The organism is Shimwellia pseudoproteus (assembly GCF_016415625.1).
Taxonomy (GTDB): Bacteria; Pseudomonadota; Gammaproteobacteria; order Enterobacterales; family Enterobacteriaceae; genus Shimwellia; species Shimwellia pseudoproteus.
On the sequence record NZ_WBXP01000032.1, the window covers coordinates 33033 to 44072 of the forward strand.

Annotated in this window: 7 protein-coding genes; all 7 read right to left on the reverse strand. The window is 51.1% G+C overall.

The features are described 5' to 3' along the window. Window positions 1–94: 94 nt before the first annotated feature. Entirely contained in the window at window positions 95–3508 is a 3414-nt protein-coding gene (locus tag F9C28_RS13925) for a hypothetical protein (protein WP_199015964.1), read from the reverse strand. A 13-nt stretch (window positions 3509–3521) separates the two neighbouring features. Next, window positions 3522–5285 (reverse strand): hypothetical protein, encoded by a 1764-nt coding sequence (locus tag F9C28_RS13930; RefSeq protein WP_233149079.1) that lies wholly within the window; start codon window positions 5283–5285, stop codon window positions 3522–3524. Between the two features lie 545 nt (window positions 5286–5830). Continuing rightward, window positions 5831–6526 carry an ABC transporter ATP-binding protein gene (locus tag F9C28_RS13935; RefSeq protein WP_199015965.1) on the reverse strand — a complete coding sequence of 232 codons (696 nt, stop codon included), beginning with the start codon at window positions 6524–6526 and terminating at the stop codon, window positions 5831–5833. Next, window positions 6519–7301, reverse strand: coding sequence for an ABC transporter ATP-binding protein (locus F9C28_RS13940; protein WP_199015966.1), 783 nt, complete (start codon window positions 7299–7301; stop codon window positions 6519–6521). Before F9C28_RS13940 ends, F9C28_RS13935 begins: the two co-directional genes overlap by 8 nt. Next, on the reverse strand, window positions 7288–8337 hold the full coding sequence (locus tag F9C28_RS13945) for a branched-chain amino acid ABC transporter permease (RefSeq protein WP_199015967.1): 1050 nt from the start codon (window positions 8335–8337) through the stop codon (window positions 7288–7290). The genes F9C28_RS13940 and F9C28_RS13945 overlap by 14 nt, the downstream gene beginning before the upstream one ends. Next, a complete protein-coding gene (locus tag F9C28_RS13950) occupies window positions 8337–9236 on the reverse strand; it encodes a branched-chain amino acid ABC transporter permease (protein ID WP_199015968.1) in 900 nt (299 codons plus the stop codon). The genes F9C28_RS13945 and F9C28_RS13950 overlap by 1 nt, the downstream gene beginning before the upstream one ends. Before the next feature lie 102 nt (window positions 9237–9338). Beyond that, a complete protein-coding gene (locus F9C28_RS13955) occupies window positions 9339–10475 on the reverse strand; it encodes an ABC transporter substrate-binding protein (RefSeq protein ID WP_233149080.1) in 1137 nt (378 codons plus the stop codon). Window positions 10476–11040 lie beyond the last annotated feature (565 nt).

An 11040-nucleotide genomic window follows, 5' to 3' on the forward strand; every position in this document is an offset into this window, starting at 1 on the left:
CATCGCTTTTTATTGTGGCGCGCCCCATAAAAACACCCGCGCCCCTGTGGCTCACAGGGGCGCGATTGAGGGGGATATCACCGGTTATCAGTCGTCAGTTGGTGGCCTCATTAATACTACCGGCAACAACAATTAACCCACCATAGGTCAGCATAAACGCATACTGTACGGCACATTCGATAGCTTTCACTTTGATATCCTGGGTCATGGCGATGGGAAATTCCAGCGTTCCGCCAAGATTAAATGAAAAATTGGCAATCGACTCTGGGATCAGCGATTTATATGTTGTATTCCATTTACTTTTATTATTAATAATATTTAAAATAACAGGGACATTCCATGCGATATTAATTGTTGACTCCACAAAAGCGGAGACTCTGGGCAGCACCTGGGTGGACGACTGCGAAGACAGGGCGATATTAGCAAATCCTTTCAGGATACTGATTCCGGTCAGCGCATTATTCATTTGCTGCCACCAGGTGGCCGTTTTCGCATTAATCAGCGTGGCAATATTCGGTGATACATAGGCGATATTCGCCACCGCCCCGGCAAGCGCCAGCATTCTGATGCGCCCGGCAAGTAAAATATCCCCGGGGATCAGATCCAGTACCCGCTGTATCGCGGTGATAACAATCAGCCCCACACTCCCGGCAAGGGCAAAGAAACCCGAGGCGAAGCCAAACACTTTCAGGCGGTTATCATCAAGCACCGGTGCCGTAGCCGCCAGCATTAACTCCCCCCTGGCAGATGAAATCGTGCCGGTGAAGAACTGGCTGCGCACCTGGTCAAAATTCTGCGCGGCCAGTAATCCGTCGGTAAACCCATCGCCAGTACTGAACGGTGTTTTGCCATTAATAATTTTATATACCAGGGTCGCCGGTATTGCCGCGATAAAACAGAATAAATCGAGACACGACAAATCATCCCCGGTCAGCTTTTTATACAGCCAGGAAATAACCGGTATATCAATAGTGGTGGTTAACAGATCCAGAAAGCCTCCGGCCAGCTGGGTAAAAACATCAATCACCGCACAGAGTATATTTTCCGTCGTCTGTAGCAGCGTATCGGCAACAATCGCCGTAAACTTCTGGATAATTTGCGTTACCGACAGGTTATCAAAGTTATCGATAATATCGGTTTTGATGGCACCACAGGCGGCGCTGAACGTCTCCCCTTCGTTATTCAGAAAATTGACTAAATCATCAAATAACGCCGTTGTCACCGCAGGGGCATTCACCGTTGCCGCCGCGTTACTCATATTTCCCTGAAAATGGTGGATACCCAACTGGGCCGGGGCGCTATTTTGGCCACTCAGTGGTGGGCTGGCGGCACCGGTACTTTTTGGGGTCTGGGCAAAACCGGGAATATCCGCCCATTTATTTACATCATTCTGTAAAGTGGTAAATGTCGAAATAACATCAGCCTTGAGATCGGCAATACTGGCGATGCTGTGTTTCACCAGTTGAATATACACATTTTTCATTACGCGATGCGTCACCAGCACATCGTTAAAATTGAGCAAAAATTCAAGGAACAGGATCAGATCCTTAATCGCTGTTTTAATCGTAGTAAAGATCCACTCTGCCGCCGCCACCACTTTTTCTGCCACATCCAGCACCGCAGAGTAAACACTGCCCGCAATACGGGCCACAAAGTTCCACACCCCGGTGGCGGCGTCCTTAACAATCTGAATAATCGCCTCCACGCCGGAGGCCAGCCAACTCACCAGATCGCCAAGGTCAACAATAATCGCATCAATACCCGCGACCCGCAGCGCGGATGGCACAGGGGTGGCCAGCAGCCGCTGAGGTTGGCCAACCGAACGCGCTGCCAGTGAATGATAAACTGTCCCCAGTTGCCCATTCGCGGTGGCGACCGCCTGTAAGTCAGCGTCTGATACGCTGCTGCTCACCAGCGGCGTTGTTGTGCCATCATCCCCGGTGATAACCGCACTTCGCAAGCCGGAAACGCTATTCAACTGGGCAAGTTTGGCCATCGGTTTTGCCATCGGATCCACTGCGGCTGTATTACCGGACGCATCGCGCACGCTCAGCCGTGTGCCGGTAAGAGAATTAACCCATTCAATGACCGTAATACTGCCCAGATCATCGGAGCACACCTCCACGCCAGTCGCATCAATCACGTAATAGAGATGGTTGATATAAACACCGGTACGGCCGGGGGCGCTGATCACCACCGGTAAATGGCTGAGCGGCTGGTTGCTGTCATCGGTGAGCTGGATCCGCGTGGTATACGAGCTGTATTGCTGGGTATCCGTCGTATCCGGGGACGGTAGCGTAATGTACTGGGCATTCCACAAGGTACTGTCGGTGGATTTTATCCATTTCTGCAGCGTGCCCCCGGCCACGGCAAAAAAGGTATTACCGTCATCTATCTGGTTCAGATACGGCGAGAACAGGTCCACCCCGGTCACAATCGGCAATGGGTAACTCCAGGCCGGAGGGGTCGCGGCCTCCTGCCCCTGCGGACAGGAAACATAAAATATCTGGTTATTACTGTTCAGGCCCCACACCACCGTGCGCTGATTCGACTGGGCGGCGTACATTTTTCTTACGCCGTTGAACAGCGAATTTTGCATGAGCAACACCCCCGTCGCGCTATCGGCTTGATTAGCGCTGGCAAAATAGTAGAGCCCACCGCCGCCGCAGACGTACAAATCGCTGGACAAATTGCTGTTGCGACAGCTGGCAAGACAATCAGCAATGGTATTTCCCGGTAATTGTAAGCGGGCCACCGCTGCCGGGATGGCCGGATTGAACACGTTATACAGCGGCTGAAATATCAGTTGGGCAGCCCCATCGACCTGGCCACAGGTATACAGGCCATCAATGGTGGGCTGGTGTGGGCTGTTTGGTAGATATTGCCGCCCGAGGCAACTGGTATAACGGTTCGCCTCCAGATCGATCGCGACATCATGAGGTTGCCAGGCCGGTGTATGCTGCTGGTCAATATAGTAGCGAGAAATTAATGGCTCATCGCTGGCCGGGTCCCGGAGAATATCCACCACAATAAATTGCGTGTTATTCGCCGTCTCACTGATAAAAACCCCTTCGATAACCACATCTTTAGCTGGATTATCGAAGGGGTAGTGAACCCACACCGGCGATTGTCGCCAGTCGGTGTCACCACTGGCGTTGCCCACACTTAAAAACAGGTGATCGTAATGGCCATCACTGATCACCAGGGCCAGCCCGATAGTGCCATCAACAACGCTTTGCCCGACGGCAAACCGTTTGCAGGCCATATTTTGCTGGCCCGGAAAGCTGGCGGCGATTTGTTTACTGCTCAGGTCATTTTTCTCCCATCCGGTATCGTGCCCGGGGGCTTCACTTGTCAGATAGAACACATTATCGGTGCCAATCGAAAAAAACAGCGAATGGCCATTATTGGTTTGCAATGCTTCAAAATCTTTTTCCGGTGACATTAATAGTGTCTGTTTATAATTTTTCATTAACTCAACGGAGATGCTTATTGTAGGTGCAGACATAATATGCCTCTCATCAGAATTGTGCCGGTTTGCAGTTCAGCCCCGGTTGGGTATAGGTAATATGTGACACCATGTCCTGGTAGTCAGAAAACGCAACATCGTTAAAAGCAAATGTTTTCCCGCCCGGGAACACAAAACGTTGTGCGGCGTTCAGCGGCATACTGTGAAAGGATGTTTTCTCAAAATCTTTGGCCCAGTCCGCAACATCACCAACCAGATCATTTAGCCCGGTAAAAAGTTCGATAAACCAGTTGGTACTGGGTGTCGAATCCGAATTATCTTTTGTGACAGTATTCAGGCTGGCGGTCAGGTGGCCGGTTTGATCTATTGCCAGAGTATAGGTATCCGTTATTGTATTGTTAATAGCATTCCAGCTTTCTGAAGATTGCATAATACGGATATAAATGGCCACCAGATAATTTTGCGTAATAACAATGGTACTACCACTAAATGTCACCGTCGCATTATAAGTAGTGCTGATGCTCATTTTCCCCATATCCCCATTTAATCCGGCATCGTCCTCTGCGGATCCGCTGTATGAAAATACCAGCACATTATCGCCATTATCGGTCACGGTGACCGTGGGCGTCTGCCGGGGAGTCATCGACCAGCTATAATTTACCGTTGCATCCAGAAACCCGGATAGCCAGACCCGTACCCACGGCTTATAACAATTGTTCGCCACAGCACCGGCTAACTGGTCTTTAAAATAGTTGGCAAACGTATTTCGGTTAATCGAAATTACCCCATCAAAATTGGATTGGTCGCCTGGTTCCAGCCAGTTCCACGGGAAAGGTACCGGTGGCGGAAGGTTACCGCCATTCACCTCACACAAATAATTTAAGGTATTAAAGCTATCGGTGGCAGGAGATACGGGCGTATAAGGGCTAACCTCCAGTTCCATTTTGGTTAACGTTAAGGTCGAACTATCATTAGCGGGCACATTTTGCAAAATAGAATAGTTAAGCACCGGCTGGGCATTGGCCTTCATTGCTGAGAAGTAAGCCCCCAGGAATACTGACGACAGCAAGGTATACAGCGGCGTGCCCGGCTGGATACCACTGATGGTCGGGGTTGATTCGAGTGCGGCATTATCGAGGTCAAAAAATAACTGCTGAACGCTGAATGCCGCAGGTCCGAGGTTGTTTAACTGCTCCTGAACGTCAGGAGGCAAGTTGGTGTTATCAATAATTTGCCTCAGCGCAACGATTGAGGTAAATAGCCAGGGCGAATCCGCAGGCTGGCTGGCGCTAAAAAAACTGGTCAGCCCGTGGCGGCCAAAATTACAAGTCACGACAGTAAACTGTGCGCAGATAAGATTAAAAATAACTGACTGGCTGGCCGCCTGGAACGTAACAATATCGGGAATGTTTTGCGCTGGCATATCCGCAGGAATGCCTATCGCGGCTTCAAAGGCAAAATAAAAATCACTCTGGTTGATATTTTCAATATCTGGCGTCATGGGTTCACTGTCGTTCCATGAGGGTACCAGCAAAGGGTCAACGCCATTTGTTTGCTTAAGCAAATCCGCCTGAGAGATGGCAACAGGATTGCCCTGCGCATCCTGATTCCAGTACATCCTGACCGTGGGGAAGACCGAATTATATAAATACTCTTTCATTGTTGCATTAATACTGGCCTGGGTGGCGGCCACCACAAAATCATAACCATAATGGGCATTGGATAAATCAGATTGATTTGAACTCATTATAAACACCTTCTCAGCGCTAATGTCAAAAAATGAGCGCCGTGCTGTGGAGTGATAATAAATAGCCATTGCATAAAATAGGCAATAGCATAATTCACAATCAATAAATTGTGGCGCCAACAATTACCGCATGATTTGTTTATAAAATAGTCATGTATATAACAATAAAAATCCGCCATAAAATCGGGCAGATAAAATAGCAGACATATGATTTGTATAAATAATTTTCATAATAAACCCAATAAAATAAAAGAAGACAAATAAAAATTTGCTCCATAAAAACAGAAATAATGCCATATAAATCAAAATAAACCAGTGAACATCACATTGAGTGTTATTTGAACGGGTAAATGAAGTGTAGAACACCGGATGTTCACACACAAGATTATTTTTTAGCCTGGGTTATTATTGATAATAACAAGTATAGATCAGGGGCTTATCCACAATAATATTCAAGCAGTGGCTGCCGTTGCGAATATAATCTCAAGAGACAATCAACAACCCCAGCCGGAAATAAATACAGGAAAGATAACGTCATTACGGGCAAGTATATGGGCAACGACTAGCAGGCAACACGGTGTAAGCGGCAACCCCCCTCACACCGTGTGCAACCACTATCCCCCGAGGTACATGCGTTTGATCTCCGGGTTGTCCAGCATCTCCCGGGCCGGGCCGGAGAGCACCGTTTTGCCGTTCTCCAGCACGTAGGCCCGATCCGCTATCCGCAGGGCGGCGCTGGCATTTTGCTCCACCAGCAAAATGGTGATGTTGTCATTCCTGAGCTGTTCAATGGTGGCGAACAACTCCCCGACAATGCGCGGGGCCAGCCCGAGGCTGGGTTCATCCAGCATCAGTAATACCGGCTCGCTCATTAGCGCCCGGGCGATAGCCAGCATCTGCTGCTCCCCGCCGCTCATGGTGCCCGCCAGCTGCCCGCGCCGCTCTTTAAGGCGCGGAAACAGGCTGAACATTTTGTCCCGCAGGGGCCCGAACCCCGCCTGATTATGGTACGCCCCCATACGCAGGTTCTCTTCAATGGTCAGGTTGGTGAAAATATGGCGGCCTTCCGGTACCAGGGCCAGGCCCCGGCGGACAATCTGGTGGGTCTGGCGGCGGGAAATATCCTCATTGAGAAAGCGCACCTCCCCGGTGGAGCGCACCAGATTGACAATCCCGTGCAGGGTGGAGGTCTTCCCTGCCCCATTACTGCCAATCAGGGTGACAATTTCCCGGTCCCGCACCTCAATATCGACCCCTTTCAGCCCCTGGATAACCCCATAAAAGACGTTTAACTGCCGGGCATTAAGCATACTTCAGGTCCCCCAGATAGGCAGAAATCACCGCCGGATCGTTGATTGCGGCGGCCATTGAGCCGCTAAACAGCGGTTTACCGTACTCCAGCACCATCACCCGCTCACACAGGGTGTTCACAAAGGGCATGTCGTGCTCGATCAGTAAGACACTCAACTGGTGATCCTCACGCATACGGAAAATTAACCGCGCCAGATCCTCGGTCTCTTTGGGGTTCATCCCGGCGGCGGGCTCATCCAGCAACAGGATGTTGGGCCGGGTGGCCAGCGCCCTGGCAATTTCTACCCGCCGCTGGTTGCCATAACTCAGCCCGGTGGCCGGGGTATCGGCAAATTGGGCAATTCCGATATAGTCGAGGATCGCCAGCGCCTCTGCCCTGGCCGCCCGCTCCGCCGGGAAGTAGCGCCCGATGTGCAGCGCCGCCTCCAGCAGGGAGTAGCGGCTACGGCTGTCGAGGCCGATCATCACGTTCTCCAGTACCGACATACTGGGGAACAGACGGATATTCTGGAACGTCCGGGCGATCCCGGCGTGCACCACTTTATGGGGCTTCAGCCCGCGCATACTGCGCCCGTTAAGCCGTACCTCACCGCCGGTAGGCCGGTAATGGGCGGTTATCACGTTAAACAGAGTGGTTTTCCCGGCACCGTTCGGGCCGATCAGGCCGAAAATTTCCGCGGGCTGGATCTCAAAACTCACCCCGTCGATGGCTTTCAGCCCGCCGAATTGCATGGCGATATTATCGATGGCTAACACCGGGTTATTTACTGTCATACGGGGCCCCTTTACGGCGTAATTGCCACACCTCTTTCTTACCCAGCAGCCCTTCCCGGGCGAACAGCATAATTATCAGCAGCACCAGTGAGAACACCACCATCCGCAGCCCCGGGAAGGCGCCCAGATCGTAACCAAACAGCGACAAAGGCTGATCTAGGAAGCGCAGCCACTCTGCACTGCCCACCACCAGTACCGTCCCCAGCAGCGCCCCGGTAGTACTGCCCAGCCCACCAAGCACAATAATAATCAGCAACTGGAACGTGAGCATAAAATCGAACAGCCCCGGGGAGATGGTGGTCAGCAGGGAGGCCATCAGCCCACCGCCGATACCTTCAAAAAAGGCACTGGTGGCAAAGGCGCAGGTTTTAATACGGAACGTGTTAACCCCCATGGCAATGGCGGCGTCTTCATCATCGCGAATGGCTTTCATCATCCGCCCGTATTTGGACCACACCAGTTGCAGGACAAGACCCGTGGCAAGCAGCGCACTCAGCCCACACCAGAACAGCAGATGCGGTTGCTGGGGAATATCATTAAGCCCGATGGCCCCGTTGGTGATTTGCGGGTTATTAATGGCGAGGATTTTAATAATAAAGCCGAAGCCGAGGGTGACAATCGCCAGATAATCCCCCCGCACCCGGAACACCGGAAACGCCAGGCACACCGCCACCAGCGCCGCACAGATCCCGCTCAGCAACAGTGCCGGTAAAAATGACGCATGTACCGCCAGCACCACGGCGCTGGGGGTGGCCATTTCATACATATCCAGCTTACTGTCGCTGCTGAGGATCAAGATAGCCGTGACATAAGCGCCAATGGCCACAAAGCCGTTCGGCTCCAGAGAGAGCTGCCCGGTCACCCCGTTAATCAGGTTGTAGCTCACCGCGAGGATCATAAAAACAAAGATGGTACTGGTGACACGAATAATATAGTCATTAAACAGCGCATTAATGGCCATCAGCAGCCCAATGCAGAGGATAATAATCAGCAGGTTACGTAACTGTGCCGTTATTGTCGTGGTGGCGTTTATCATCAGAAACGGCTCCTTTCCAGACGTTCATCACCCATAATGCCCACCGGGCGAAACAGCAGCACCAGAATCAAAAACAGAAAAGCAAAGGCGTCTTTGTAGCCCCCCAGTTCCGGGAATAGCGCTACCGCCACCACCTCGGTAAAGCCGAGGATAAATCCCCCCAGCACCGCGCCGGTGACACTGCCAATCCCCCCGAGTACCGCCGCCGCAAAGGCTTTCAGCCCAATCAGCACCCCCATCAGCGGATCAATCGTCGGGTAACTGATGGCGTAAAACACCCCGCCCAGTGCCGCCAGGCTACTGCCGAGGGCAAACACCAGTGAAATAATCCGGTTGGCGTCCACCCCCATCAAGCGCACCGTATTGACATCAAACGCCACCGCCCGGATGGCAATACCATAGCGGGTGCGGTAGAGCAGCCACAGCAACGCCAGTAACAACAGCACGGTGATAACCGGCATGATCAGCGCCACATTGGTGACCACGATCCCGGCAATATCCCGGGTCTGGTTAAAAAAATCCGGGGAAGAGAAATAGCGCGTACTGCCGCCAAACAGCACATTAAAGGTGTTCTCAAGGAAAAAGCTCACCCCGATGGCGGTGATCAATATGGAGATTTTCGAAGCCTGGCGCAGTGGCCGGTACGCGATACGGTCAATCAACATCCCGGCCAGGCCGCACAGTAACAGGGTCAAAAAAATGGACAGCCAGAAGGGTAACCCCACGGCAGAAAATAAAAACAAGGTGGCGAAAGCACCGACCATCATCACATCGGCATGGGCGAAATTTATCAACCGCAGCACGCCATATACCATGGTGTAGCCAATGGCGATCAGGGCATACATTCCGCCGAGACTCATGCCATTCACCACCTGCTGTAAAAACAGAGATACATCCATTAGCGCATGTCCCACCGGTGTTATTATTTATAAGCGCTCTGGTTCGTGCCAGAACGGTAACTAAAATAGCCTGCCGAAGCAGGCCATTATTAGTTTGTATTATTAAGGATTAACCACTGTTTTAAATGCCAGCTTGCCGTCCTGTACTTCATTAATTACTGCACTGCGTACCGCATCACCATTATTCAGTGTCAGGGTACCGGTCACCCCCTGGAAATCTTTGGTAGCGCGAATTTTATCATTCACACACACCCGATCTTTAGGATTACTGCACTGGTTCATGGCGTTAACAATGACATTATATGCGTCCGCCGACATGGCCCCCCAGGTGTGGGTTGGTTGTTTATATTTAGCTTCCCAGGCTTTAATAAATGCCTCTCCGGCCGGGGTCTGTTCTTTGGCATTAGGTGAATAATAATCGGTGGTCATATAACCGTTTACGGCGTCTTTACCGACATCAAAAAATACCTGATCCGCTGCCAGGCCATCCCCCCCGACCACCGGTTTTTGCAGGCCCATCTGTTTGGCCTGGACCGCCACCAGCGCCCCTTCGGTGTAATAGATAGGCATATAGATCATATCCACATTGTGGGATTTCACGCTGGCCAGCTGGGCTTTAAAATCTTTACTGCCGGTGGGGGCCTGAACCTCAATCGGGATCTCACCGCCGTTCTTCTTAAACTGATTACGGAAGGCTTTTGCCAGCCCGACGGAGTAGTCGTTACTGCTGTCAAAAATAATCGCCGCGGTTTTGGCTTTCAGATCCCGCGAGGCCAGATTGGCCCCCACCACCCCCTGGAAACTGTCCGAAAAGCATACCCGGCTCACATACGGATGGTTGCGGGTAACCCGGTCATTGGTAGCGGTGGGCGACACTAACGGGGTTTGGGTATCGTCGGCAATTTTGGTCATCGACAGGGTATTGGTGGAGGTGACCTCACCAATAACCGCATCGACTTTATCGCTGGACACCAGGCGCTGCATGGCATTGGCCGCTTCCACTTTATCGCTTTTGTCATCAATAATAATCAGCTTAATGGTGTCGCCATTTTTCAGGGTCGGCGTCAGGCTCTGGATAAGCTCCAGTCCTTTCTGAGAGGGCTGGCCGTAGCCGCTCAGCGCCCCGCTCAGGGGCAACACCACCCCTATTTTAATCTCCTGCGCGGCAACACCCGAGGCGCTCACTGCGCCGGAAAGCAACACTGCCAGGGCAGACAATTTCCCGCAAACGCTGTTCATTATTACCTCACTCTGTGCTTGTTATGTAATGACGGTTACCCATATGACTTACAGGGATAATAAAGGCCACGTGCAGAAGCGCCGTTAATGTTAATTATTTCAGCAACATTTCCTTTTTATTTTTATTAACCAAAAGCGCCAGGAAAACAACTAATAGTTACCGGTTTACCATTGGGGATTCTTATGCAAAATAGAAAATTAATACCTGAATCGCTAAAGCCAGACGGAAATAAAAATACGCCCCTGATAAACCATTAGCGCAGTCAGTATCTGGTGGCAGGAACACTAAATAACGGAATATTACCGGAAGGGAGCGGCCAAAAAAGTGTGTTTATCACAATAAAAAATCGCCGCCCCAGTATATAACACCAGAGAACAGCCAAATTAATGGCAGAGAACGCTATCTTTTAGCCCGTTATTATCCATAACAATCCCGGTAAAAAACGCCCCGTGTTATAGCGGCGGGTGGCTTTGTTGAATAAATCGAACTTTTAGCCGAAATTAGGATCAGATCACCACACTCCTGACCCTGTAGCGACATCCTGTGACAAAGCAAAAGTTCAAA

What these genes read in the sequence shown, in the direction of transcription:
- F9C28_RS13925 (WP_199015964.1), bottom strand. Translation starts at nt 3,508, where the DNA reads ATGTCTGCACCTACAATAAGCATCTCCGTTGAGTTAATGAAAAATTAT.
- F9C28_RS13930 (WP_233149079.1), bottom strand. Translation starts at nt 5,285, where the DNA reads ATGGCTATTTATTATCACTCCACAGCACGGCGCTCATTTTTTGACATT.
- F9C28_RS13935 (WP_199015965.1), bottom strand. Translation starts at nt 6,526, where the DNA reads ATGCTTAATGCCCGGCAGTTAAACGTCTTTTATGGGGTTATCCAGGGG.
- F9C28_RS13940 (WP_199015966.1), bottom strand. Translation starts at nt 7,301, where the DNA reads ATGACAGTAAATAACCCGGTGTTAGCCATCGATAATATCGCCATGCAA.
- F9C28_RS13945 (WP_199015967.1), bottom strand. Translation starts at nt 8,337, where the DNA reads ATGATAAACGCCACCACGACAATAACGGCACAGTTACGTAACCTGCTG.
- F9C28_RS13950 (WP_199015968.1), bottom strand. Translation starts at nt 9,236, where the DNA reads ATGGATGTATCTCTGTTTTTACAGCAGGTGGTGAATGGCATGAGTCTC.
- F9C28_RS13955 (WP_233149080.1), bottom strand. Translation starts at nt 10,475, where the DNA reads ATGAACAGCGTTTGCGGGAAATTGTCTGCCCTGGCAGTGTTGCTTTCC.